Genomic DNA, 25,289 nt, shown 5'->3' on the forward strand with positions numbered 1-25,289 from the left:
GACGTTGACGAAGAGAAAGACCCCCGAGGAGCTGCGCAGCCACCGCTGGTACGGCGCGAACGATATGCGTTCGTTCGGTCACCGCTCGCGCACCGCGCAGATGGGCTACAACCGGGAGGAATACGCGGGCAAGCCGGTCATCGCGATTCTCAACACGTGGAGCGAGATCAACGCGTGCCACACGCATTTCAAGCAGCGCGTCGAGGAAGTGAAGCGCGGCATCTGGCAGGCCGGCGGCTTTCCGATCGAGCTGCCGGTGCAGACGCTGTCCGAGCCGTTCCAGAAGCCCACCACGATGCTGTACCGCAACTTCCTCGCGATGGAAGCCGAGGAGACGTTGCGCTCCTATCCCGCCGACGGCGTCGTGCTGATGGGCGGCTGCGACAAGACCACGCCCGCTTTGCTGATGGGCGCGATCTCGATGGACCTGCCCGCGATCTTCCTGCCCGCCGGCCCGATGCTGCGCGGCAACTGGCATGGCGTGACGCTCGGCTCCGGCTCGGACGTCTGGAAGTACTGGGCCGAACTGCGCGCCGGGACGATCACGCAGGACGACTGGCAGGGCATCGAAGGCGGCATTGCGCGCTCGCCGGGGCATTGCATGACGATGGGCACCGCCTCGACGATGACGAGCGCGGCCGAGGCGCTCGGCTTCACGCTGCCCGGTTTCGCGTCGATTCCCGCAGCGGATTCGCGTCATGCGCAGATGGCGGTGCAGACCGGCATGCGCATCGTAGACATGGTGTGGGAGGATCTCAAGCCTTCCGACCTCATCACAGCCGGCTCGGTCGATAACGCCGTGACCACCTGTCTCGCGCTGTCCGGTTCGACCAATGCGATCGTCCACATGATCGCGCTCGCGCGCCGCGCGGGCATCGCGCTGACGCTCGATCGCTACGACGACATCTCGCGCCGCACGCCGGTATTGGCCAACATCCGGCCGACCGGCGCGTATCTGATGGAGGACTTTTTCTACGCGGGCGGTCTGCGGGCGCTGCTCGCGGAGCTGGGCGAGCTGATCGACGGTTCGCAGAGAACCGTGAACGGCCGCACGCTCGGCGAGAACCTCGCAGGTGCGCGGATTTTCAACGACGAAGTGATTCGCCGCCGCGACAAGCCGCTCCTGCCTAACAGCGGACTCGCGGTGCTGCGCGGCAATATCGCGCCCGACGGCGCGGTGATCAAACCCGGCGCGGCCGAGCCGCATCTGCTCGTGCATACCGGCCGCGCGGTGGTGTTCCAGGACTATAACGACCTGGCCGCACGCATCGACGACGAAGCGCTCGACATCGACGAGACCTGTGTGATCGTGCTTCAGCATGCGGGGCCGGTGGGCGCGCCGGGCATGCCCGAGTGGGGGCAACTGCCGATCCCGCGCAAGCTGCTGCAAAAGGGCGTACGCGACATGGTGCGCATCTCGGATGCGCGGATGAGCGGCACGAGTTACGGCGCGTGCGTGTTGCACGTCGCGCCGGAGTCGTTCGTCGGTGGGCCGTTCGCGCTGGTGCAAAACGGCGACACGATCGAGCTGGACGTGCCCGGGCGCAGACTCAACCTGCTGGTGTCGGACGAGGAACTGGCGCGCCGCCAGGCCGCGTGGGTCAGACCCGCGCCGCGTTTCACGCGCGGCTATGGCGCGATGTATCAGGTGCATGTAATGCAGGCGAATCAGGGCTGCGACTTCGACTTCCTGCAACGCGGCGGCGCGCTTGCCGCGCCGCAAGCGGACAAGCCGGGCGAGCCGGAGATTCACTGAGGATCTGGCAGGCGGTTCGCAATGCAACGGCTTTATCGAGGGCCGTCGGCAGAGCAGTGCAGCCGCCACAGAGCGGCAACACTTCGAGAGGGGCGCGCAATGCGGCGAGACCGCATCGCGTGATTCCCCCGACGTTCAATACCCCACGCGATACACCCGCCCCGTCTGCGCGCCTTCCACGCTGCGCACGTAGGCGAGCGCGGCGCGTTGTGCCGTCACCGGCTCGAAGCCGCGGAAGTAGGGCGCGTAAGCGTCCATGGCTTCGGTCAGCACGGTCGGGCTCACCACGTTGATGCGGATGCCGCGCGGCAATTCGATCGCCGCGCCGCGCACGAATCCTTCGAGCGCCATGTTGACCGTGGTCGCGCTGGCGCCGAGGCGAATCGGTTCGTCGGCGATGATGCCGCTCGTCAGCGTGAACGAGCCGCCGTCGTTCACGTATTGCTGTGCGGCCAGCACCACGTTGATCTGGCCCATCAGCTTGTCGCGCAGACCGACCCAGAACTGTTCGATGCTCATATCCGGCAGCGGCCCGAAGTGCACCTTGCCGGTCGCGGTGACCACGCCGTCCACCTTGCCGATCTCGCGAAAGAGCCGCTCGACGCTCGCCGGGTCCGTGATGTCGGCGCGATACTGCCCGCGCGTCGCGCCCACTTCGATCACCTGGTGACGCGCCTGCAACGCCGCACTGACGGCCTGGCCCAGCGTGCCGGTCGCACCGATCACAACGATTTTTTTCATCTGCTGCCCTGTTGAGCGTGGTTGATGTGGCTCGATTGTGGCGGGGATCGGCGTGGAGAAAAAGCTGCGCTGGCGCCCAGGTCCCGCAACCCTGAGTTTCGAATCGACGTAAAGCAAGGCGCGCACCATTATTTCAAACGGTGCGCGCGATGATATTCAATGATTAATAGGAATAAGCGCGTGGATTCAAACGCCAGGGGACTCCCTGCCCGCGTTTATTTCACCCGATGCAATTCGATCACGCGTGTGGGCCGAAAATGATTCAGCGCGTAATGGATGCGGCCGCGATCCTGGCGGCTGCCCACGGGACGTGGATCGTCGAATTGATGATCGGCCGAGTAGGCGCCTTGTGGTTCGATCATGCCTTTGTCGATCACGGTGTAGCCGGGTTCGAGCGCGAGCAGCAGGTGGTTGCCGCCAACCCGGCTGTCGAAGCCGGCCATGCCGTCGAGCGCCTCGGGCACGCTATTGTCCAGCGATGCGTTACTGGTGGTGATCTCGTCGGGCGAAATCGGGCGGTAACCCGCGATGCGCGCGGCTTCGAGGTTTTTGCCGTCGGTGTCGACCGTGCTGTCGTGCGTACGGTCGTTGTGCAATTCCGCCGAGCTCGGGCCGCTTGCGGCCGCTTGCTTCGCGACGTCTGCTGGCTTGTCGATATCGCTGTTCATCATGCGTTCTCCTTGAAGAGGACATGGTTGAAGGTCAGCAAAACCCATACCGCCCGGCACGACGCCTGTGTGCACGTGACTTGCAATGCGCATACGCCACGCTTGCAAGGCGATGCATGTGAGGACATTTCACCTGGCGATTGCGTCGGCGATTCTTTTCGTTTTTTTTAATGGACGCGTATTTTCTACAGAGTATGATCTTACTCCGACGAGCGAAGCGCGGTTAAATTGACGAAAGGGCCCCGACTAACTCTTCATGGTCGGAAACAACGAACGAAAGGCCGCGCTATTCAAAACATTTTTACGGGGCGTCAGGGCGGGTGACTCATGCACTTCGATGCTGCATTCACACATCGCGGCTACTTGTTGAATTGCGCGCCTGCGCGCGCCGGCGATGGCACTTGGCAACCGTATGTGGTGATCTCGCGGTCGAGCGACGGCGAGCTGGTCGCCAACCGATTCTTCCCTAACGAGCTGCGCTTCCCCGACGAAGGCGCCGCCATCGCCCATGCGCGCGACTGGGCGGTGCGCTGGATCGACGCGAGCAGCGTGACCATCTGAAGAAGCGCATGCATGGCACGGCACCGCGCGGCATGAGCGCACGCGAGCCGCATGCCAGCCAGCGCGCCACGCTGCGCGGGCCGCGGCAAAACGCGGTAATCTCTCGGCATAATCCATCACCTCGAACCGTGCTCGCCGCATGGCGTCGTTCTTCTATGCCTAACGTGCCTTCCCACAACTGGGGTCTCGAACAGATCGTCGCGGACCTGCGCGCCTCGCGTGAACAATTGCATCGCACGCGGCATCCGCTCGGCATTCGCGAGCTGCCTTCGCGCGACGCGGTGGTCAACATCGTCGCCGGCCTGCGCGCGTCGCTGTTCCCCACGCACTACGGCGCGCCCGATCTGACCGATGAAACCGTCGATTACTACGTCGGCCACACGCTCGAGAGCACCTTGCGTTTGCTCGCCGAACAGATTCGCCGCGCGCTGCGATTTCTGCCAGAGTACGCCGCAACCTCCGATGCGGAGCTGCAGGAGCAAGCGTTCGGTGTCGCGCGCGAATTCGGCACGCAGTTACCGGGGATTCGCGCGCTGCTGGTCAGCGACATTCAGGCAGCCTTCACCGGCGACCCGGCCGCGCAGCACATCACCGAAATTCTGCTGTGCTATCCGGGCGTGTGGGCGATGACTCACCACCGGCTCGCGCATGCGCTGCATCGGCTCGGCGTGCCGTTGCTGGCGCGTTTCATCAACGAGATCGCGCACTCGGCGACCGGTATCGACATTCACCCGGGCGCCACGATCGGGCCGAGCTTCTTCATCGACCACGGCACGGGCGTGGTGATCGGCGAGACCGCGATCATCGGCGAGCGTGTGCGGGTGTATCAGGCGGTCACGCTCGGCGCGAAGAGCTTCGCCGCCGATGGCGACGGCGCGCTGATCAAGGGCAATGCGCGCCATCCGATCGTCGAGGACGACGTCGTGATCTACGCCGGCGCGACCATCCTCGGGCGGGTGACGATCGGACGCGGCTCGGTGATCGGTGGCAACGTGTGGCTCACGCACAGCGTGCCGCCGGGCAGCAGCGTGTCGCAAGGCAAAGTGCGTGAAGGCGAGCGCACCGACGAGAGCCGGCGATGATGCGCGCGGGGGATGGCCCCTCCGGCTCGTGCGGCTCCAGCCACAACAACTGAGGCACGACTCATGCCGCGCGGCCGCGTTCACATGCCTCGCTGCGCGATTGCCGGCGTCGAAGCGACGCTGGCCGATACGGCGCATTCGTTTCCGCGCCATTCGCACGACCGCTTCGGCGTCGGCGTGATCGTGCGTGGCGGACATCGGTCGGCGAGCGGGCGCGGCGTCGTCGAAGCGCGCGCGAACGACGCGATCACGGTCAATCCAGGCGAGGTCCACGACGGCAGCCCCCTCGACGAGCGTGGCCGCGCGTGGCGCATGTTGTATTTCGAACCGTCGATGCTGACGTCCGCCGCGACCGAGTTGACGGGCGCAGCGGCGCGTGAGATCGAACTCACGCAGCCGGTGGTTCACGATCCGCTGCTCAGGCATTTGTTCGAGCGGTTATTTGCGGTGTCGGTGCAGGCGCAGTCGGCGCCCGACAATCTGCTGACGGAAGAGGCGTTGCTCGAACTCCTCGGGTATCTGGTCCACACCCACGCGACCCGGCCGGCGCATACGCCCGCCGTTCATGCGCACGGGCCGATTGCGCGAGCGAAAGCGCGCATCGACGATGATCCTGCTGCCACGCTCACCCTGGCCGACCTTGCCGCCGACACCGGCCTGAGCCGTTTCCAGTTGTTGCGTGGCTTCGCGCACGAGATGGGCTTGCCGCCGCACGCTTACCAGATGCAGCGGCGCATCGCGCTCGCGAGGCGCTCGATCGCGCGGGGCGCGACGCTCGCCGATGCGGCGGCAGCGGCCGGATTTGCCGATCAGAGCCACATGACGCGGGCCTTCGTGCGCCTGCTGGGCGTGACGCCCGCGAACTATGCGGCTGCGATGCGGTGACGCTTAGCCCGTGCGCAGATAGCGCAGCAGTGACAGCTCATGCGCGCCATGCCACCAGACATGCTCGCCGATAAACCAGGCCGCGGCCCACGAAGCCGCTACCACGATCAGGTCGCAGTGCCCGCTCTTCCACAGATTCAGCGAATGCCGTCCGGCAAGCCACGGCACGCCTAGCGGATTCGGCCAGTCGGCCAGCAGATGCATGAGGCCGCCGCACGCGAAGCCGAATGCGGGCGCGGCATAGATCGAATGTCCGAGCCAATGATAGGAAATCGCGAGCAGCGCGAGCCACCCCACACCCCAATGCGTCAACGTGCGATGCGTGATCCACAGACGCCGCGCGCGCGACCACCACGCCACCTCCAGCCAGTCCGGCGCGGTGCTGCCGGCGAGCCCGGCGAGGAAGCTCGACAGCACGCCGAGATGATACGGATCACCCTCGCCGATGTGCGCGACGATTGCCGCCGCGATGACACCGGCTGCAAAACCGGTCGCGTGATGTGCGTTGCTGGAGGCCATGAAACTCGCGGCGCGCCGCGCCGCGTCAAAGACGAAGGGCGGCTATGTTCGCAGATGAGCCGACAAAAAAATAGCCGCCGCGCGAGATAAAAAATTCGCGTGGCGGCGTGGCCTTCACAACCCGAATGCGTGAGCGGAATGTCAGGTGGCGCAGCGTGCGATGTCGAAGCGCATCTCTTCTTCCGGCGGATCGTCCGGCGCGTTCGCGGGGCGCATCACCTTGATGACCGAACCCGCGTTGAGCGGCGTCAGCGTGACGAAATACGAGTTGTTCGAATCCGAGCCGACGGCGAGCTCAGTCGCCGAGCCGACTTGCGACGTGCGTACGCGCGGCAAACGGTCCTTGAGGCATTGGGCGATAGAGGCGGGGGCGCGTTGCGACGACACGTACAGCAGCGGCACGGATGCGTCGCGGGCAGGGCCCCTGGACGTACCGCAAGCGGCGAGAGCAGCAATGACGGCAACAGCGGGTGCTAATAGGAGAAGTCTTTTCATGGTCCGATCGTCGGCGTCCCCGGTCGTTCGTGGGGACTTGAGGCGCGGGCGAAGCGCCATGCATTTTCAGCACAACGTGATGCTTCGCGACGAAGCCGCCGGGCTACCGCAGCGACATCGCGGTGGCCGGGGCGGCGTGGGCCAGTATACCCACCGCGCGCCGGCGTCGTCATTTCGCGCGGTGGCGAGACCCGTTGATCGCCACGATGTCGAATCGTTAGTGCGATAAAAAAACCCGCGATGTGATCGTGTCACGCGCGGGTCGAAATGCAGCGGGAAAGGATAGATTCGCGCCGCGGGTACTGCGTGGAGAACTTAGAAGCGGTGACGCAGACCGACGGCCGCGGCGACCTGATTGCCCGTCGACGACGGCGCCAGCGTATTGATTGCCGCGACGTTCGCGCCGAAGTTGCCGAGCTCGCCCGACGCATGCTGGTACACGCCTTCCACATACACGTCGGTACGCTTGCTCAGCGCGTAGTCGCTTTGCAGCGACACCGTGTGCCACTTCGGATCGCCGGTGCCGTTCGAGCCCGTCATTCTACCGTCGGTGAACGTGTACGCCGCCGCGAGGCTCAGCGCCGGCGTCAGTGCATAACGGCCGTTCAACTCGTAGTTGTCGAGACGCAGGTTGGTGCCCGCTACGCCCGGCAGCGTGACGCCGCCCACATTCACGCCGCTGATGCCGTCCAGTTGCGTGTGCGTGTACACGAAGCCGACGGTGGCCGGGCCGTACGTATAGTTGAGGCCCGCGCCGAACGAGCGCTGCAGGTTCGCGGCGATCGCCGCAGTGCCGTTGCCTTGCGATACGGCGCCGCCCAGGTTCGAGCTGCCCGAATTGTTCAGTTGCAGGTACGAGGCCGCGAAGTTCAACGGGCCGTTGTCGTACGAAGCGCCGGCGCTCCATGCACGGTTGTTCGCGAACTGGCCAGCCGCATTGCTGAAGCCATACAGGCCGCCGAACGTCAGCCCCGCGTAATTCGCGCTCGTGTATTTCACCGCGTTCTTGACCGAGAAGGACGCGTCCAGATTGTCGTTGTCGAACGGGTGAGCGGCGAGGTTGTTGCCGTAGCCCGCGCCCGTAGCGGACAGCGGCGACAGGTAGTCGACCATCGAATCATATTGACGGCCGAGTGTCAGCGTGCCGTACTGATCGCTCTGCAGCCCAACGAAAGCCTTGCGGTTGAACAGCGTGCCGCTTTCCGAGTTCTGGCCGTTGTTCAGATTGAAGCCGCTTTCCAAGGTGAAGATCGCGTGCAGACCGCCGCCGAGGTCTTCGCTGCCGCGCAGACCGAAATACGTGTTCGACATCGAGCTGCTGCCTTGTTGCCAATTGCTGTGGCCGCCCTGGTTGTTCGAATACACGAGGCCGGCGTCCAGCGAGCCGTACAACGTGACGCTGCTCTGTGCGTGCGCGGTGACCGCGAACGCGCCCATGAGGCCGGCTGCGATGAGGGTTTTTTTCATGTTCAGATAACTCCGGGACAGTGCGTGGAGAATCGCATTCGAGTACTTACAGCCGATGGCGCCGGCTGCCTGACGATTCGCAGCGAAGTGTATTCCTGCCATTCAGATCTTTAATCTCATAAGACACAACAATGAATTCTCAAATCCGTAATGGCCGATCTGGATTTGCATAAGTGCGGGAAAAATAAAAGAAAAACTGCCTGTTTAGGAAATTGAAATGGGCAGGTCAATCGCAGTGGTGTTGCTGGCTCGCGACGCGTCCGCTCAGCCGGTCCTGGCGGGTATTACAACGTATTGCCGAATGAATGATGATTTATTCCTTTTTCTGCAATGAACTCTTCCGGATTGCATGGTCTATCTTGATCGATTGCGGCTCTACAATTCCGTATCCCTCTGACCAAGGGTGTCTTTTTTCATTTCTACGCGCGGCTTTCGGGTCGCGTCTTTTTTTATAAGCTTTTTATAATGGCTTTATAAGGTCCGGCGAATAAGGAAGTAATGTATTTCGCTGGACAATGGGTTCGCCACGACTTGTCCGTTCGTCAGAGGGGCGCGGCCAGCGCGCGCAGGGCAGGTAGAATCGCGTGCTTGAGATGTGTTTTTGCCCCGCGAACCTGAGTGAACCTGTAATGACCGATACACCCCTTCCATCGTCCGACACCGCTGCCGATCTCACGACGGAAGGCTCGCCCGGGCTGGACGAAAGCGTCCACGAAGCGCGTCTGTGGCGCGACGACGGCTGGACCGCGCGCGTCATCAAGAATGAAGACGACGAAGGCTGGGCCGTCGAAATGATCAAGGACGGCGAAGCGGAACCCGCGCTCGTCGGACCGTGGACGATGGGCCGCAACAAGAAAGATCCGAAGCCGCTCGACACCTCGGCGTTCAACACGCTAGTGAAGACCGCGTCGGAAGTGCTGCGCCGTCATGAGCAGCAACTGCGCGCGCAATTGCATAAAGAAGTGCGGGTCGCGAGCGCCGACGGGAATGACGAACTCGACATCACGCTGGACATCGTCCCCGATGAACTCGAGCCGTACGCGCTGCTGACCGCGCTCGATGCGTTCGGCGAACAGCTCGCGCAGGTGCAGGTCGCGCCCAACTTCAAGCTCAGCAAGGCGAGCGCGGCGGCGTGGGTCGAAAACGAGTTTCGTCGTCCGGGCTAGGGGCGCGCGGTTCGGCCGCGGTTGCCGCGCTCGAACCTCAACTCCGCTTGCAGAAAATCGCCGTGATGAGCGGCGCCACGTGATGCACGATCGCCGTGCTGCCGGTTCCGGCCAGCGCGTTGCGCACTTTGGCTTCGCTGCCGAACACCACGACGCCGTAGGCCGAGCGTGCGAGCGGCTCGCCATCGCCGACGCGAAACAGCGGATCGTCCTTTTCGAAGCCGACCACCGCGAACACATGAAAACCGAACGCGCTCAGATCGGCGCCGGACGCCGGCGAGAATGCGTTGATCGAATTCGGTTCAACGCGCGTTGGTTTCGGGTCGATGAGTTCCTGCTGCGCGAGGTCGGCGATGAACTGATGGCCGCTCTGATTGCAGGTGAGCGCGGTGTCGAGCGACGCCGCGAAACCGCGCATCGGCAGCGCGGCCGCCAGAAGCAGGAGTGCAGAAGAAATAAAACGTTTCATAAGCGGTGAGTCGCGCCGGGTTCGATGTCGTGGTTTTGCAACGCGGGGCGGCGCGGGGTTTAGACCGAAAGACGTTGCGTATCGAAGGGATTCCGCGTGACAGGCGCAACTGGATTCGCACTGTATCGCGATTCGGCAAATCTTGCTTTGCGTTGGACACACGCCGGTAACGAACGCGTCTCAAAGAAACGTACGGGATGAAAGCAATATTTTATGATCCCGTATATATTTCCGGGTTATGACTTCGCAACCCCAAACTCCAAATAACGTCCCGCCGCCTCGCACGTGGGACGCCCGGCTCGCCCGCCGGCTCGTGACTCCGCTGGTGAACACCTGGGTTACGCCGAATCACCTTACCACGCTGCGTCTGCTGATCGGCGTGGCAGGCGCGCTGTGCCTCGCTCATGGCGAATTCGCGTGGGCGAATGCGGGCGCGCTGCTGATCGTGTTGTCGAATTTCGTCGATCACACGGACGGCGAACTCGCGCGCATCGGCGGCAAGTCGAGCCGGATCGGTCATTTTTACGACCTCGCGTGCGACGCGCTCGTCACCGTCATGCTGTTTGTCGGCATGGGCGTCGGCGTGGGCGCCTCGCAGATCGGTGGGTTGAAGGTCGCGCCGGGTGTGCTCGGTGCCGTGGCCGGCGTGGCGGTCGCGCTGATCTTTTTCCTGCGCATGCGCATCGAGGAAATGGCGGGCAAGGCGGGCACCAGGCAGGCATCGGCCGGCGGATTCGAAACGGAAGACGTGCTGTACCTGCTGCCGATCGTCACCCTGACGAACGTCGTGATGCCCTTCGTGGTGGTTGCCTCGATCGGCGCGCCGCTCTTCGCCGCGTGGGTCGTGATCGACTACTGGCGCGTTGCGCGCCGCACCGCGGGGGCTTCCGAAACCAGTCAAATGTGGGCTAGCGAATGAGTACGCACGCCGAAGACGACGTGATCGCAGCGGTCTCCGCCGACGCTGCTTGCGCTGCGGCGCCGGGCGCGCCGAATGCCGACCGCGCGGTCGCGAACCGCACGCGCACGTTCGACACCCCGCGTCTGCGCAAAGACTTCGCCGCTCAGGACGCGTTCCTCTATCTGGAAGACTTTCTCGCGCCCGAAGTCACGGCGCAGCTCATCCACAGCGCGCGTGCGCTGCTCGACGAGGTGAACCGCAACTACCTGCCGGGTCACAAGCAGGGCGGCAGCGTCAGCCGGCACACGATCGACCGCCTCGCGCCGTTCATCGCCGAGTTGTATCGCTCGAAGGAGCTGATCGGCTGGCTCGAACAACTGAGCGGCGACAAGCTGCAGGTCTCGCCGCTCGACGACCCGCATGCGTACGCGCTGTACTACTACACGCGGCCGGGCGACCACATCGGCTGGCACTACGATACTTCGTACTATGACGGCCGCCGCTACACGCTGCTGCTCGGCGTGATCGACGACTCGTCCTGCCGGCTCGACTACGAATTGCACACGCGCAATCCGGACGTGCCGGATCAGCCGGGCTCGGTGCAGATTCCGCCGGGCGGCCTCGTGTTTTTCGACGGCGACAAGCTGCGCCACCGCGTCACGCCGGCCGGCGCGAACGAGATGCGCGTGTCGCTTACGTTCGAATACGTCACGGACCCGAACATGCGGCCGTGGCGCCGCTTCATCTCGAACATGAAGGACGCCATCGCGTACTTCGGTTTCCGCCAGGTGTTCCGTCAACTCGCCGCGCGCGGCAAGGACCGCGCATGAGCCGCGCGGCCCTGCTTCTGCTGTCGATCGGCACGGCGCTGTTCGTCGGCCTGCTCGCCTGGCAGGGCTTCGGCTCAGTGGCCTCGACGCTGCTCGCGGCCGGCTGGGGGCTCGCGCTCGTCGCGGCGTTCCACGTCGTGCCGCTGGTGCTCGACGCCGCCGCGATCTCCGTGTTGTTCGAGCGCCGCCGCGATGGCGCGCATCGCAATCTGTCGTTGGGCGACGCGCTGTTCGCGCGCTGGATCGGCGAATCGGTGAATAGCCTGTTGCCGGCCGGACAGATCGGCGGCCCGGTCGTCATGGTGCGGCAACTCTCGCAACGCGGCATGCGCATGCGCGATGCCGCCGCAGCGATCACCGTCAGCACGACCGCGCAGGCGCTCGCGCAAATCGTCTTCGCACTGGGCGGGCTGCTGCTGTTCGGCGCGTATGCCGCGAACGGCGCGCTGCACGACCTGCAAACCGCGACGCTGATCGCCACCGGCGTGCTCGGCGCGATGATCGTCGGCTTTTACTATGCGCAGCGGCGCGGCCTGTTCGGCCGGCTGCTCGGCGTGGTCTCGAAGGTCTTCGGCAAGCGCGACTGGTCCTCGCTGATGACGCGCGCGGAAGCCGTCGACGCCGCCGTGCAGGCGTTGTACCGCGAGCGTTGCAAGGTGGCGGCGAGTTTCGCGTTGAGTCTCGTGGGCTGGATCGTCGGCACGGTCGAAGTGTGGCTCGCGCTGCGCTTTCTCGGCCATCCGGTCGACTGGATCGACGCGCTGTTGCTCGAGAGCATCGGGCAGGCGATTCGCGGCGCGGCGTTCATGATTCCGGGCTCGCTCGGCGTGCAGGAGGGCGGCTATCTCCTGCTCGCGCCGCTGGTCGGATTGCCGCCGGATGCGGCGCTGGCGTTGTCGCTCGCCAAGCGTGCGCGCGAAATCCTGCTCGGCTTGCCGGGGCTGGTGGTTTTGCACTTCAGCGAAAGAAGCTGGCAACGGCGGCGCGCCACGGCGCGCGTGCCGGTTGCCGATTAATCTCCGTATTTTTTCAAAGGACCGCGCATGCGTGCCATCATCCTCGCGGCGGGCCTCGGCCTGCGTCTTCAGCAACCGCCGCAAGCTCAGTTCCCGAAGTGTCTGTTGCAGTTCGACGGCATGAGCCTGCTCGAACGGCATCTGCAGATGCTCGAAACCGCCGGCGTGACCGACGTCGTGCTGGCGCTCGGCTTTCAGCCGGAATCGGTGCAGGCGGAACTGGAGCGCATCAACTGGCCGCACAAGGTGGAAACCGTGCTGAACCCGCGCTTCGATCTGGGCAGCGTGCTGACGGTGCATACGGTGGCCGACGCGCTCACGCGCGGTGGCGACGTGCTGCTGATGGACGCCGACGTGCTCTACGACGAACGCATTCTGAGTGCGCTGGTAGCGGGCGAGACGGTCAACCGCCTGCTGATCGACCGTGATTTCGAAGCCGGCGACGAGCCCGTCAAGCTGTGTCTGAAAGACGGCGTGCCGGTCGAATTGCGCAAGCAGCTCGCGGTCAATCTCGAGTACGACACGATCGGCGAGTCGGTCGGCTTCTTCCGCTTCCGCCAGGAAGCCGCGCAACGTTTCGCCGAGATCGTCGCGGGCTATATCGACAGCGGCCGGGCCAACATGCCGCACGAGGAAGCCGTGCGCGACCTGTTGCTGGAGCGCAGCCAGGTGTTCGATACCGCCGACGTGACCGGCGCGCCGTGGATCGAAATCGACTTCCCGAACGATGTTGCCCGCGCGGGCACTGAGATCCTGCCGCAACTGCAACCGCTCGTCAGCGCGTCGCGCTAAGCGGCTTGCGCCGGTAGCCCGCTGCATCCCGCTGTATCGCGAAGGTGAACCGGCTGTACGCCGCTTCACCTTCGTTGCGTTGTGCCCACCCGCCGCAGGACGCACGACGCAGTTGCGCACGTGCGCTGCGTAACTGCACGAAAGCCCTCGCGCACCACCCCATGTCGCCGCTGCAATGCCATAATCGACGCTTTACCTCGACGGCCTAGCAGCCCGTCGTCATGCCAATGCCTCTCGCTTTAGGCGCCTTCATCGTTCCGCTGATCGTTGCGTGCGCGATGTTCATGGAAAACGTGGACGGCACGGTCATCGTGACGTCGCTGCCGGTTCTGGCGCGCGATCTCGGCCAGGATCCCATCACCCTCAAGCTCGCGGTCACGGCCTATGTGATCGGCCTCGGCGTGTTCATCCCGATCTGCGGCTGGGTGGCCGACCGCTTCGGTTCGCGCACGGTGTTTCGCACGGCGATCGGCGTTTTCATGGCCGGCTCGCTGATGTGCGCGGCCTCCACGTCGCTCGGCACCTTCGTGGTCGCGCGCTTCGTGCAGGGTATCGGCGGCGCGATGATGGTGCCGGTGGGCCGCATCATCATTTTTCGTTCGGTGCCGAAGTCCGAGTTCATTCGCGCGGTCAACTATCTGACGGTGCCGGCCTTGCTCGGGCCGGTGGTCGGACCGCCGCTCGGCGGCTTCATCACGACGTATTTGCACTGGCGTCTGATCTTCGTCATCAATATTCCAATCGGTCTGCTGGGCATCTGGCTCGCGAACAGGCACATCGCCAACGTGCGCGAAGCGCATCCGGGCCGGCTCGACTGGACCGGCTTCCTGCTGTCCGCGAGCGGCGCGTCGCTGTTCATGCTGGGGCTCTCGCTGGTGGGCGGCGAACTGGTGCCGACGAGCGCGTCGATCGGCATGTGCGTGGCCGGTGTGGTGCTGCTGTTGCTGTACGCGCTATACGCGAGCCGTGTCGAATTGCCGGTGCTCGATCTGCGGCTGCTGCGCATTCCGAGTTTTCATGCAAGCGTGCTGGGCGGTTCGCTGTTTCGCATCGGGCTCGGGGCGGTGCCGTTTCTATTGCCGCTCGCGTTGCAGGAAGGTCTGGGCATGACCGCGTTCAGAGCGGGGTCGATCACCTGCGCATCCGCGTTCGGATCGATTTTCATGAAGGCGGCGGCGTCGCGCATTCTCGGACGTTTCGGCTTTCGCACCGTGCTGATGTTCAACGCGGCTTGCGCGGGCGCAGCCATCGCCGTGTACGGGTTGTTCTTTCCCGGCACGCCGCACTGGCTGATCTGGTGTGTCGTGCTGTTCGGCGGCTTCTTTCCGTCGTTGCAGTTCACGTCGCTGAACACGTTGGCGTATGCGGATATTCCGAGCAGCGACGTCGGCCGCGCGACGAGTGTGGCGAGCGTGATCCAGCAGATTTCATTGGGACTCGGTGTGACGATCGCGGGTATCGTGCTGCAGATTTCGCACAACGTGCAGGGCCATTCGAGCATCGTGTTCTCGGACTTCTGGCCGGCGTTTCTCGTCGTCGGCCTGTTCTCGGTCATGTCGATTCCGGTCACCGCGCGTTTGCCGCGAGACGCCGGCGATGAAATCGCACGAGGTAGTCGCGGGCGTGCGTGAAGGGTGAACGGGTGGGGTGGTCATGGGCGATGGCGTTGTGTTTCCGGTCGCATCGACGCCTCAGCGTTGCCGCCGATGATCGATGCGTCCGCTACTTCGTCTCTCCCGGAGTCACGCCGCCGTCACCCCTTGCGATGCGCTCGCGGTATCCCTTTTTTGTGTACCGCAACATGCGCCCTACGAATTGTTGCGACTTCGCAAAGCGTCACTTCGCATGTTATAAGCCCAAGGCAGCTTGAATCGTCGTCAGATGAAACAGTCGTCCTGGGGGTATTCAATGAGGTTGTTCCGCAACGCCAAAGCTTCAGCCAGCGGATTCGCGCTGGTCGCACTCGTTACCGTATCGGCTGGTTTCCTCGAGGCCACGCCGGCCATTGCGAAGGCGCCCGAGAAAGCGCAGCCCGCTATTCTCACCGCCTCCGCGATCGCGGTGGCCGACAAGTACAGCGCCGACGCCGCCGAGCAGATCTTCAAGCAAGGCGGCAATGCCGTCGACGCAGCCGTCGCGATCGCCTTCACGCTTGCCGTGACGTATCCGGAAGCGGGCAACATCGGCGGCGGCGGTTTCATGACGCTCTATGTCGACGGCAAACCGTACTTCCTCGACTATCGCGAGCGCGCGCCGCTCGCCGCGACGAAGAACATGTACCTCGACGATAAGGGTGAGGTCATCAAGGGCATGAGCCTGTTCGGCTATCGCGCGGTGGGCGTGCCGGGCACCGTCGATGGCATGTGGCAGGCGCAGCGCCGCTTCGGCAAGCTCAAGTGGAAGCAGGTGCTCGCGCCGGCGATTCACTACGCGCGCGACGGCTTCGAAGTCAGCGAGCAATTGCAGGAGCGTCGTGACGCGGCCGCGAAAGACTTCGCGGGCAAGACCAACTTCGACACGTACTTCGCCAATCTGAAACAGGGCGTCAACTTCAAGCAGCCGGATCTCGCCGCGGTGCTGCAGCGCATTTCGGATCAGGGCGCGAAGGATTTCTACTCGGGCAAGACGGCCGATCTGATAGCCGCGTCGATGCGCGGTCATGGGCTCATCACGAAGGCCGATCTGCAGCAGTACAAAGCCGTGTGGCGTGAACCGATCCAGGCCGACTGGAACGGCTATCGCGTGTACACCGCGCCGCCGCCGAGTTCGGGCGGCATCGGCCTCGTGCAACTGTTGAAGATGAAGGCCGACCTCGCGCCCGACTTCAAGGACGTGCCGCTCAATTCGCCGCAATACGTGCACTTGATCGCCGAGATCGAGAAGCGCGTGTTCGCCGACCGCGCGCAGTATCTCGGCGACCCCGACTTCTACAAGGTGCCGGTCGCGCAATTGACGAGCGACGCGTACATCGCCCGGCGCGCCGCCGAAGTCAATCCGAACGCACCGTCGGACACGAAGAGCGTGCAGCCGGGTCTCGGCACCAACATGCCGGAGAAAGCGGAGACCACGCACTTTTCGGTGATCGACAAGTGGGGCAACGCGGTCTCGAACACGTACACCATCAACGGCTATTTCGGCTCGGGCGTGGTGGCGGACCGCACTGGCATCGTGCTGAACGACGAGATGGACGACTTCTCCGCGAAGCCGGGCGTCGCGAACATGTTCGGTGTGGTGGGCAGCGACGCGAATTCGATCGAACCGAAAAAGCGCCCGCTCTCGTCAATGAGCCCGACGATTCTGACGAAGGACGGCAAGGTCGCGCTCGTGATCGGCACGCCGGGCGGCTCGCGCATCTTCACGTCGATCTTCCAGGTGATCAACAACGTGTACGACTACGACATGCCGTTGCCGGAAGCCGTCGGCGCGATGCGCTTTCATCATCAGCTGTTGCCGCCGAACACGATCTTCTGGGAGCCGTACAAGCCGATCGACGGTGAACTCGCGCAGCAGATCGAAGCGAAGGGCTACACGCTGAAGGGGCAGGATTTCAGCGGCGACATCCAGGCGATCAAGGTCAACGGCGATACGCCGCAAGCGGCTGCTGATCCGCGTGGCCGTGGGGTGACGCGGGTGATTCAGTAAGCGTTGGGGTTTGGGGCCGCCGGGTGTTGGCGGCGGCCGCTTTCCTCAACTCACCTGCTCGACCGGCGTCAACGTCAGTTCGAGCCGCTGCGCACCGCGCAGCACGGTCACGCCGACCGGCTTGTCGATACGCGAAGCGTCGAGCGTGCGTTGCAGGCCATCCACATCCTGCACGCTCAGCCCATCGATCGCGACGATCGTATCGTCGGTGCGCAGACCGCCGAGCGCGGCCGGGCTGCCTTTGACGATCTCCATCACGTGCACGCCGCTCTCCGAACTCAAGCCGAAATACCGCTGCACGCGCCGCGACAGCGGCGTCGTGGTGCCCGCCACCCCGACATACGCGCGCCGCACGCGGCCGTGCGCGAAGATCTGCATGATCACCCACTTGGCCGTATCGATAGCAGTCGCGAAGCAGATCGCCTGCGCGCCGGGGATGATCGCGGTATTCACGCCGATCACCTGGCCCGCCGAATTGATTAGCGGACCGCCTGAGTTACCGGGATTGAGCGCGGCGTCGGTCTGGATCACGTCGTAGATCATGCGGCCGGAGTTCGAGCGCAGCGAGCGGCCGAGCGCCGACACCACACCGGTCGTCACCGTTTGCGCGAGGCCGAGCGGATTGCCGACGGCGATCGCTATCTGCCCGACGCGCAGCTTCGACGATTCACCGAGTTCGACGTGCGGCAGCGGCTCCGGCGAGCCGATCCGCAGCACGGCCAGATCGCTGCCGGGGTCGTCGCCGACCAGATCGGCGTCGAACTTCGCACCGTCGGCGAGCGTCACCTGGATATGCGTGGCGCCGTGGACGACGTGGCTGTTGGTGAGCAGATAGCCGTCGGGCGTGAACAGAAAACCCGAGCCGGTGCCGCCGCGCGCGCCTCGGCCGCGCCCGGACGGCTCGCCGGGCAGCCGGCGTTCGACGGAGATGAAGGCGACCGCCTGCTGGACGCGTTCCAGGGCACCGATCACGGTGCGGGAATAGGCGTCGAGCAGGGCGTCGTCGGATAAGGGGTTGAGCGAGTGGGGCCCGGGGGCGTCGGATGCGGCGCGCGACAGGTCATCGATGAAGCGTGGACGGCTTCCCATGGCGATGCTCCGGATAAACGGAATCGCACATGCAGGGCGCGATTGGGGTTTTCAAGGGCGCGCGCGGGGGCGGGGTGGTCGGCCCGCTGTGAGACACTTCCCTCGTGCGTGGGTGCGTGCGTGGGTGAGGTGAGCGATGCGGCGGACGACGCGCGTGGCGAGCCGACGTGATCAACGTGGCGGCTGCCGTCGATGCTGCCGGCGCCACCGCCCACCGGCGCCGCGTCATCAGCCGCCGCCCGCGTTCCGACTACGCCGAGAAGGAGACACGTATGCCCGCATCCACACCCTCATCCTCGTCCGACGCGCCGACAGAACCGCGCATCGAATCGCTCAGCGCGATCACGCTCGCCACCGGCGATATGCCGCGTGCCGTAGCGTTCTATGAAGCGCTCGGTTTCCCGATGAAATACGGCGGTCCGCAGGAGGCGTTTACATCTTTCGCGTTCGGCGGCGCGTACCTGAACCTGATCGTCGATACGCGCGCGCCGGTCAACTGGTGGGGACGCGTGATCTTCTACGTCTCCGACGTCGATGCGCTTTACCGCAAGGCACTGGCCGCAGGCCTGAGGCCGTCGCTCGAACCATCCGACGCGCCGTGGGGCGAGCGCTATTTCCATCTCACCGATCCGGACGGCCACGAGCTCAGCTTCGCGCGGCCCCTGCGTTAGCGTCGGGGGCGCGCGCGAAACTCGCTATCATCGTCACTATCCATGACGCGTGCCGATCGCACGCGTGCAGCGCACGCGCCCGCCGCCGCGCAGCCGTCCGGATGGCCGCAGCGGTAACACGGCTGACACCTGGCGCTTCGATAATCGAACGCGTCCGCGTCGCGAGTGCCGCCGCGCGCCTAACCATTTCTGTTGCCAGGAGAGCCGCAATGAAAGAGCAGGACCCGAGACCTGAAGCCGAATGGCTGGCAGAGCGGCAACGCCGTTTCGAGGAAGATCTCATCGATGCGTACGACGAGGAACTCGAGATGGAGGTCGACGACCGCATCATCGACGGGGCGGACGGTTTCACGCCCGAGCATCGCGAAGCGCGCAAGATGTACTTCCGCGAGCTGTTCCGCCTGCAGGGCGAACTGGTCAAACTGCAGGACTGGATCGTGCAAACCGGTCATCGGCTCGTGGTCATTTTCGAAGGACGCGACGCGGCGGGCAAGGGCGGCGCGATCAAGCGCATCACGCAGCGGCTCAATCCGCGTGTGTGCCGCGTGGCGGCGCTGCCCGCGCCGAACAATCGCGAGCGCACGCAGTGGTACTTCCAGCGCTACGTGTCGCATCTGCCGGCGGGCGGCGAAATGGTGCTGTTCGACCGTAGCTGGTACAACCGCGCGGGCGTCGAACGCGTGATGAATTTTTGCAGCGACGAAGAGTACGAAGAGTTTTTCCGCTCGGTGCCGGAATTCGAAAAGATGCTGGCGCGCAGCGGCGTGCAGATTCTCAAGTACTGGTTTTCGATTACCGACGAAGAGCAGGAAATCCGCTTTCAGAACCGCATTCACGATCCGCTGAAGCAGTGGAAGCTGAGCCCGATGGATCTGGAGAGCCGGCGCCGCTGGGAAGCCTATACGCAGGCGAAAGAGGTGATGCTGCAGCGCTCGCATATTCCCGAGGCGCCGTGGTGGGTCGTGCAGGCCGTCGACAAGAAGCGTGCGCGGCTGAACTGTATTCAACATCTGTTGAGCCAGGTGCCGTATCACGAGATCGAGCATCCGGGCATCGAATTGCCGGCGCGCGTTTATCACGACGAGTACAGCCGTCAGCCCGTGCCCGAATCGATGATCGTGCCCGAGGTGTATTGAGCGGACCCTCTCCGGTTCAATGAAAAAAGCGCGGCTGGGCCGCGCTTTTTTCGTTCCGGGCGGCCAGCCGCGAGACTGGCCACCCGGCTCGGCGAATCTAGAACACCGCCCGGAACACCCAGTACAAGCCCGCCGCCAGGGCGATCGACACCGGCAGCGTCAGCACCCACGCGAGGATCAGGCTGCGCACGGTGGCCCATTGCAGGCCTGAGCCGTTAGCGGCCATCGTGCCCGCCACGCCTGAGGACAGCACGTGCGTCGTGGAGACCGGCAGGCCGTACATGTCGGCGGCGCCGATCGTAACCATCGCGACCAGTTCGGCCGAGGCGCCCTGTCCATACGTCAGATGCTGCTTGCCGATCTTTTCGCCGACCGTGACGACGATGCGTTTCCAGCCGACCATCGTGCCCAGCCCCAGCGCGATGGCCACCGCGACCTTGACCCACGTCGGGATGAACTTGGTCGCGTGATCGGTTTGTGTCTTGAAGTTGCCGATGATTTTGGCGTGCTCCGGCGCGAAGGCCGGCTGTTGCGCTTTCAGCATCAGACGGATCGCTTCGGACGCGACATACATGTTGTTGCGCACGTTATCGACGCTGCCTTGCGGCACGGCGGCCATCGAACCCGACGCGCCGACCTGGGAGCCGATCTGTTCGGTCAATTGCTGCAACGCCGGCAGCGTGGCGGGCGTCAGCTGGCGCGTGCGCACGAACGCTTCGACATCGGCGCGCGGATTCGTGGAAGGCGCGGCGCCCTGCGTGTAGTGGGCGAGGGTCGCCGCGGTTTGCTGCGCGACCGCGACGAAGGTTTGCGTTTCGGCGGGCGTGACCGCCTTGTTCAGCGCATAAGCGGTCGGCACCGTGCCGATCAGGATCAGCATGATGAGGCCCATGCCTTTCTGGCCGTCGTTCGAGCCGTGCGCGAACGACACGCCCGTACAGGTCAGAATCAGCAGGCAGCGAATCCAGAACGGCGGCGGCTCCTTGCCTTTCGGTTCGGCATAGAGCGCGGGCACGCGCACCACGGCTTTCAGGATCAGCAGCAGCAAACCGGCCGCAAGAAAGCCCACCAGCGGCGAAAACAGCAAGGACTTGCCGACGCCGAGCGCCTGAGTCCAGTCGACCCCGCTCGTCCCGTCGGTGCCGTGCATCAGCTGGTTCATCAACCCTACGCCGATGATCGAGCCGATCAGCGTATGCGAGCTCGATGACGGCAGTCCGAAGTACCAGGTGCCGAGATTCCAGATGATCGCGGCGATCAGCAGCGCGAACACCATCGCGAAACCGGCGCTGCTGCCCACCTGCAGAATCAGTTCGACCGGCAGCAACTGCAGGATGCCGAAGGCCACCGCGCCGCTCGACGTCAGCACGCCGAGGAAATTCCACGCGCCGGACCACACGACCGCGAGATTCGGCGTCAGCGAGTGCGTGTAGATGACGGTGGCGACCGCGTTGGCGGTGTCATGGAAGCCGTTGACGAATTCGAAGCCGAGCGCGATCAGCAGCGCGACGCCGAGCAGCAGGTAGGGAAGAAACGAGCTTTCGCGGACCGGCTGCAAATCGTCCAGTAAATGGATGGCGCAGTAGACCGCGCCGACCGCGATGACGGCGAGGAAGATGAACAGGCTGAGATTGCGCCCTTTACCGCTTGCAGCGGCTGGCTGCGGATACGAAAGTTCCGGCATGGCATAAGCCCTGAAGTTTGTCGCGGAACTTCCGATGCTGCGGGGGCGGTGTGTCGCAATGATGACAGGGGCGTGAGCGCGCGGCGCGAGACGTCAGCGCGGGGAATGGCGCGGGTTCTGGCGGCGCACTGTATCGGTTGAACGCTTGCCGGATGGCGGATAGCAGTGGTTGGATAGCCGAAAAGCGCTACCGGATGTCAGCTTTTGCGAAGCAGCGGCCAGGAGCGGTTATCAAGCGAGCGCACAACGCGGCTACGAAGCCGCGATCACTTCCCCGCTCTCACTGCCCCCCAGCGTGCGTTTGTACGCTTGCGCGACCATCGCGGCCGGCACGCCTTGCGACGGATCGCGGCCCATCGACTCCAGCGTTTCGGCGACCCAGCCCGGGCTCACCGCATTGACGCGAGCCTTGCCGCGCAATTCGAGCGCCGCGGCACGCACGAAGGCTTCCACACCCGCATTGACGACGCTTACCGCCGCGCTGCCTTCCATCGGTTGTTGCGCGAGCACCCCGCTCGTCAGCGTGAAGCAGCCCCCTTGCGACACGTGGGCCGCGCCGCAACGCACCAGGTTGATCTGCCCCATCAGTTTGTTGGCAAGACTAAACGAGAAGTCGTCGTCGGAGAGCGACGCGAACGGCGCGAATTTCGCCGAGCCCGCCGTGCAGATCACGGCGTCGAGCGTGCCGGCCTGGCGGTACATCGACTCGATCGTTGCCTTGTCCGACAGATCCACATGCAGATCGGAACCCTTGCGGCTGGCGGTGACGATGTCGTGCTCGGGCGAAAGCAGCTTCACGACTTCGCCGCCGAGCAGACCCGTTGCACCGACGATAAGTACTCGCATACATCCTCCTGACGGGGAAACGCGTCCGCTCACTGTAAGGCAGGGATGACGGACCCGCATATTCAGCATAGTGGCTCAGGTCCCGGCACGCCATCGATTGCGAAAAAGGCCGCTGCGGCGAGCGGCAACGCGTCACGCGGCTTTCCCGCCGCAGGCTTTGCAGAGAAAATTCCGGATGCCGCCAGGGAACTATTTTTGCTACGCTGACAGTGGCGTCCCCAGTAAAGCCGATTCAAGGAGCATCGATGAAGCGAGACAGCGGGAAGATGGACAAACGATCCGCCACCGGCGATCCGCCCGGCAATCCAGCCAGCACGGCACCCTCGGCGCAAGCGGCCTTCGCCTCGTATGCGGCCCCGCTCGTCGCTGATGCGCTCGAATTCGCGAGCGCGGTGCGCGAAGACGCGTCGCCCGAAGCGCTGCACAAACTGCGCGTCTCGCTGCGGCGCTTGCGCTCGTTGTGGTGGGCCTTCGCGCCTTTGCTCGGGAAGGACGAGAACATCCACCAGCGGGCGCTGTTCAAATATCTCGCGACGGCGGCCGGCAAGACGCGCGACTGGGACATCCTGATCGAATTGCTGGCGCAGGAGGACAGTGGCGCACACGGCCTCATGCCCAGCCTCCAGGAAGCGCGCGGCAGCGCATTGGCGGTCAGCCGCGAAACGCTGTCGAACGCCGACGTCAAACATCTGCTGCGCGAAGCGCTGGCCGGTGCGTCCAGAGAATTGAACACCGCGCACGAGCGCATGCCGTTGCGCAAATTCGTCACTCGGCGCGTGGACGCGGCGAAGCGCTCGTTGAAGAAGCGCATGAAACGCGCGAACCGTGCGAGGCGCTCCGATTACACCGCGTACCACGACGTGAGGAAGGCGGGCAAGAAGCTGCGCTATCTGCTCGATTTTTTCGAACCGGTTCTGAAGGGCAGCTGTAAAAGCACCGCCAGGCGTGTGAAGCGGATTCAGAAACGCTTCGGTGCGCTGAACGATGTCGTCGCAAGCGAGGGGCTGCTGCGAGAGTATGCCGCGTCGCTCGGCGGGTCCGGCGATACTGAAGCGGTGCTGGATTGGCTCGGACAGGAGCGCAAACGCCACATGCGCGCGGCGGCGGCCTTGCTGCGCAAACGATGAAGGACTGAAGAGCGGGGCGACGTCGGCACGTGCCTTGCAACTTGAATAAACGATATGGGCAGTGCACCCGCACCCGCCAGGCCGTGCGGATCACTTGTCAAGGAGGCGCTGCGTACGTGGCACGTCAAACGCTTTCGCTGCGTGGTCGGCTGCGCAAGAGACTGCGCGCGGCCGGAGCCGGCGTGATGCGGTATGTGGGCAACCATCCGCTGGTCGTCGGGATGACCGGCACGCTGGTCGCGGTGGCGATGGCGGGCTTGACGCTGCTCACGCTCGGCATGGGCCGCGCCGATGCGCTCGACCATGCGCGGCAAACGTCGCAGAACCTCGTTTCGATCATTTCCAGCGACCTCGAACGCAATGTCGAAATCTACGATTTGTCGCTGCAGTCGATGGTGGACGGCGCTCGCGACGAGGCCGCGCTAGCGCTTCCCCCGGAGGTGCGCCGCGAGGTGCTGTTCGACCGCGCGACCACCGCGGCCTATCTCGGCGGCGCCTATCTGGTCGGCCGCAACGGCGAGATACTCGCGTCACAGAACGACGAGGTCAATGCCACCGTCCGCCTCGCCGATCGCGACTATTTCCAGGCGCATCAGCGCAACCCGAGCGTCGGCCTGTATTTCTCGCACCCGTTCCATTCGCGGCTGCGCGACGGGAAACTGTCGATCGGTCTCACGCGGCGAATCGACGGCGCCGACGGCGCATTCGCCGGCGTCGCGCTGCTGGCTATTCGCATCGAGTATTTCCAGCATCTGCTGGACCGCATCGATACCGGCAAACAGGGCTCGGTGTTCGTCGTGATGGACGACGGCACCTTGCTCGCGCGCAAGCCGTTTTCCGCGCGTGATATCGGCTCGAGCATAGCGAAGTGGCCGACGTTCGAACGGATGTCCGCGCACGATGCCGGCACGTACGAGGCGGTGTCGGCGATGGACGGTGTGCGCCGCATGTACACCTACGCTCGCGTGCCGGGTACGCCGCTGATCGCGGCGGTGGCACCCGCCGTCGATGAAATGCTCGAACTGTGGTGGCATCGGAGCCGTATCGCCGGCGCGCTGACGCTGGCATTCGGCGCGGTCTTCGTGATGGTCTCGTGGCTGCTGGCGTTCGCGTTGCGCGACAAGCTGCGTGCGCAGGCCGCGCTGATGCGCCTCGCGGCGACCGATCCGCTGACCGGCCTCGGCAATCGCCGCGTGCTCGACAACCGGCTCGACGAAGAGTGGCGGCGCGCGCGGCGCAGCGGGCAGCCGTTGTCGGTGCTGTTCATCGACATCGATCACTTCAAGCACTTCAATGACGCGTACGGTCACGCAAGTGGCGACGAAGCGTTGACCACGGTGGCCGAGTGCATCTCGGCGGCGGTGCGGCGTTCGGTCGACGTGGTGGCGCGCTACGGCGGCGAGGAGTTCGCGGTGGTGTTGCCGCAGACGTCGGCCGAGGGCGCGCTGAGTGTCGCCGAGAAAATCCGCCGCAAGGTGCAGGGCCTGCATGTGGTGCAAAGCCACGGCGAAGGGGTGACGGTGACCGTGAGCGTCGGCTGCGCGACCTGCGTGCCGACGGCGGGCGAGAGCGCGCTCGATCTGCTGGCCGCCGCCGACCGGCAGCTTTACGCGGCCAAAGCGGGCGGGCGCAACCGCGTCAGTTCGGCACAGGGGATGGCGCCTTCGATGGCGCAGGACTCGTCGGCGTGAGGTTGGCCTGGCCTGGCCTGGCCTGGCATTCGTGGCGGGAGGCGGGAGGCTGGAG

24 protein-coding genes are annotated in these 25,289 nt (G+C 64.6%); 15 read left to right on the forward strand and 9 right to left on the reverse strand.

The window, feature by feature from the left end:
- Positions 1-4 precede the first annotated feature (4 nt).
- Positions 5-1,756 (forward strand): L-arabinonate dehydratase, encoded by a 1,752-nt coding sequence (araD, locus tag PQQ53_RS09050; RefSeq protein WP_408139351.1) that lies wholly within the window; start codon positions 5-7, stop codon positions 1,754-1,756.
- Positions 1,757-1,891: 135 nt separating this feature from the next.
- Here araD and PQQ53_RS09055 read toward each other — a convergent pair whose 3' ends face one another.
- Both PQQ53_RS09055 and PQQ53_RS09060 read right to left on the reverse strand, forming a co-directional pair.
- Positions 1,892-2,497, reverse strand: coding sequence for a short chain dehydrogenase (locus tag PQQ53_RS09055; RefSeq protein WP_408139349.1), 606 nt, complete (start codon positions 2,495-2,497; stop codon positions 1,892-1,894).
- Positions 2,498-2,712: 215 nt separating this feature from the next.
- Positions 2,713-3,165 carry a DUF3005 domain-containing protein gene (locus tag PQQ53_RS09060; RefSeq protein WP_408139564.1) on the reverse strand — a complete coding sequence of 151 codons (453 nt, stop codon included), beginning with the start codon at positions 3,163-3,165 and terminating at the stop codon, positions 2,713-2,715.
- Between the two features lie 327 nt (positions 3,166-3,492).
- Here PQQ53_RS09060 and PQQ53_RS09065 point away from each other — a divergent pair, with 327 nt between their 5' ends.
- From PQQ53_RS09065 to PQQ53_RS09075, 3 genes are all read left to right on the forward strand, one after another.
- On the forward strand, positions 3,493-3,726 hold the full coding sequence (locus tag PQQ53_RS09065; RefSeq protein WP_121323556.1) for a hypothetical protein: 234 nt from the start codon (positions 3,493-3,495) through the stop codon (positions 3,724-3,726).
- A 155-nt stretch (positions 3,727-3,881) separates the two neighbouring features.
- Positions 3,882-4,808, forward strand: coding sequence for a serine O-acetyltransferase EpsC (epsC, locus tag PQQ53_RS09070; protein WP_408139347.1), 927 nt, complete (start codon positions 3,882-3,884; stop codon positions 4,806-4,808).
- 63 nt (positions 4,809-4,871) lie between these two features.
- Complete coding sequence (locus PQQ53_RS09075) at positions 4,872-5,693, forward strand: AraC family transcriptional regulator (protein WP_408323748.1); 822 nt, start codon at positions 4,872-4,874, stop codon at positions 5,691-5,693.
- Between the two features lie 3 nt (positions 5,694-5,696).
- Here the strand turns inward: PQQ53_RS09075 and PQQ53_RS09080 are convergent, their stop codons facing one another.
- The 3 genes from PQQ53_RS09080 to PQQ53_RS09090 form a co-directional block, all read right to left on the reverse strand.
- Positions 5,697-6,212, reverse strand: coding sequence for a metal-dependent hydrolase (locus PQQ53_RS09080; protein ID WP_408139343.1), 516 nt, complete (start codon positions 6,210-6,212; stop codon positions 5,697-5,699).
- 141 nt (positions 6,213-6,353) lie between these two features.
- The gene (locus tag PQQ53_RS09085) at positions 6,354-6,707 is read right to left on the reverse strand and encodes a sugar ABC transporter ATPase (protein WP_408139341.1); all 354 of its coding nucleotides are present in this window, start codon (positions 6,705-6,707) and stop codon (positions 6,354-6,356) included.
- 315 nt (positions 6,708-7,022) lie between these two features.
- Entirely contained in the window at positions 7,023-8,174 is a 1,152-nt protein-coding gene (locus PQQ53_RS09090; RefSeq protein WP_408323750.1) for a porin, read from the reverse strand.
- A gap of 629 nt (positions 8,175-8,803) precedes the next feature.
- Between PQQ53_RS09090 and PQQ53_RS09095 the strand changes: the two genes are divergently transcribed.
- Entirely contained in the window at positions 8,804-9,340 is a 537-nt protein-coding gene (locus PQQ53_RS09095; protein ID WP_408151889.1) for a hypothetical protein, read from the forward strand.
- A gap of 37 nt (positions 9,341-9,377) precedes the next feature.
- On the opposite strand, the gene PQQ53_RS09100 is transcribed toward PQQ53_RS09095, so the two are convergent.
- Positions 9,378-9,809, reverse strand: a complete 432-nt coding sequence (locus PQQ53_RS09100; RefSeq protein WP_408139337.1) for a hypothetical protein — start codon at positions 9,807-9,809, stop codon at positions 9,378-9,380.
- A gap of 238 nt (positions 9,810-10,047) precedes the next feature.
- On the opposite strand from PQQ53_RS09100, the gene PQQ53_RS09105 reads away from it, so the two are divergent.
- The 6 genes from PQQ53_RS09105 (at position 10,048) to ggt (ending at position 16,990) form a co-directional block, all read left to right on the forward strand.
- Positions 10,048-10,728 carry a CDP-alcohol phosphatidyltransferase family protein gene (locus tag PQQ53_RS09105; RefSeq protein WP_408323752.1) on the forward strand — a complete coding sequence of 227 codons (681 nt, stop codon included), beginning with the start codon at positions 10,048-10,050 and terminating at the stop codon, positions 10,726-10,728.
- Entirely contained in the window at positions 10,725-11,540 is an 816-nt protein-coding gene (locus PQQ53_RS09110) for a HalD/BesD family halogenase (protein WP_408151891.1), read from the forward strand. The genes PQQ53_RS09105 and PQQ53_RS09110 overlap by 4 nt, the downstream gene beginning before the upstream one ends.
- The gene (locus tag PQQ53_RS09115) at positions 11,537-12,556 is read left to right on the forward strand and encodes a lysylphosphatidylglycerol synthase domain-containing protein (protein WP_408323754.1); all 1,020 of its coding nucleotides are present in this window, start codon (positions 11,537-11,539) and stop codon (positions 12,554-12,556) included. The genes PQQ53_RS09110 and PQQ53_RS09115 overlap by 4 nt, the downstream gene beginning before the upstream one ends.
- Positions 12,557-12,583: 27 nt before the next feature.
- Positions 12,584-13,348 (forward strand): phosphocholine cytidylyltransferase family protein, encoded by a 765-nt coding sequence (locus tag PQQ53_RS09120; RefSeq protein ID WP_408323756.1) that lies wholly within the window; start codon positions 12,584-12,586, stop codon positions 13,346-13,348.
- Positions 13,349-13,575: 227 nt separating this feature from the next.
- Positions 13,576-14,979: an MFS transporter gene (locus PQQ53_RS09125; protein ID WP_408152122.1), complete on the forward strand. Its 1,404-nt coding sequence runs from the start codon at positions 13,576-13,578 to the stop codon at positions 14,977-14,979.
- Between the two features lie 277 nt (positions 14,980-15,256).
- Complete coding sequence (ggt, locus tag PQQ53_RS09130) at positions 15,257-16,990, forward strand: gamma-glutamyltransferase (protein WP_408139327.1); 1,734 nt, start codon at positions 15,257-15,259, stop codon at positions 16,988-16,990.
- 45 nt (positions 16,991-17,035) lie between these two features.
- On the opposite strand, the gene PQQ53_RS09135 is transcribed toward ggt, so the two are convergent.
- The gene (locus tag PQQ53_RS09135) at positions 17,036-18,079 is read right to left on the reverse strand and encodes a S1C family serine protease (RefSeq protein WP_408323758.1); all 1,044 of its coding nucleotides are present in this window, start codon (positions 18,077-18,079) and stop codon (positions 17,036-17,038) included.
- A gap of 272 nt (positions 18,080-18,351) precedes the next feature.
- On the opposite strand from PQQ53_RS09135, the gene PQQ53_RS09140 reads away from it, so the two are divergent.
- Together PQQ53_RS09140 and ppk2 are read left to right on the forward strand one after the other, a co-directional pair.
- Entirely contained in the window at positions 18,352-18,750 is a 399-nt protein-coding gene (locus PQQ53_RS09140) for a VOC family protein (protein ID WP_408139324.1), read from the forward strand.
- Between the two features lie 209 nt (positions 18,751-18,959).
- Positions 18,960-19,886: a polyphosphate kinase 2 gene (gene ppk2 / locus PQQ53_RS09145; RefSeq protein WP_408139322.1), complete on the forward strand. Its 927-nt coding sequence runs from the start codon at positions 18,960-18,962 to the stop codon at positions 19,884-19,886.
- Between the two features lie 97 nt (positions 19,887-19,983).
- On the opposite strand, the gene PQQ53_RS09150 is transcribed toward ppk2, so the two are convergent.
- A complete protein-coding gene (locus PQQ53_RS09150) occupies positions 19,984-21,570 on the reverse strand; it encodes an inorganic phosphate transporter (protein ID WP_408323760.1) in 1,587 nt (528 codons plus the stop codon).
- Positions 21,571-21,822: 252 nt separating this feature from the next.
- Positions 21,823-22,416: a short chain dehydrogenase gene (locus PQQ53_RS09155; RefSeq protein WP_408139319.1), complete on the reverse strand. Its 594-nt coding sequence runs from the start codon at positions 22,414-22,416 to the stop codon at positions 21,823-21,825.
- Positions 22,417-22,661: 245 nt separating this feature from the next.
- Between PQQ53_RS09155 and PQQ53_RS09160 the strand changes: the two genes are divergently transcribed.
- Both PQQ53_RS09160 and PQQ53_RS09165 read left to right on the forward strand, forming a co-directional pair.
- Positions 22,662-23,543 (forward strand): CHAD domain-containing protein, encoded by an 882-nt coding sequence (locus PQQ53_RS09160; protein ID WP_408323762.1) that lies wholly within the window; start codon positions 22,662-22,664, stop codon positions 23,541-23,543.
- 116 nt (positions 23,544-23,659) lie between these two features.
- On the forward strand, positions 23,660-25,234 hold the full coding sequence (locus PQQ53_RS09165) for a sensor domain-containing diguanylate cyclase (RefSeq protein WP_408151898.1): 1,575 nt from the start codon (positions 23,660-23,662) through the stop codon (positions 25,232-25,234).
- Positions 25,235-25,289: the final 55 nt, after the last annotated feature.

This window comes from Paraburkholderia strydomiana (assembly GCF_046030495.1).
Taxonomy (GTDB): domain Bacteria; phylum Pseudomonadota; class Gammaproteobacteria; order Burkholderiales; family Burkholderiaceae; genus Paraburkholderia; species Paraburkholderia strydomiana_A.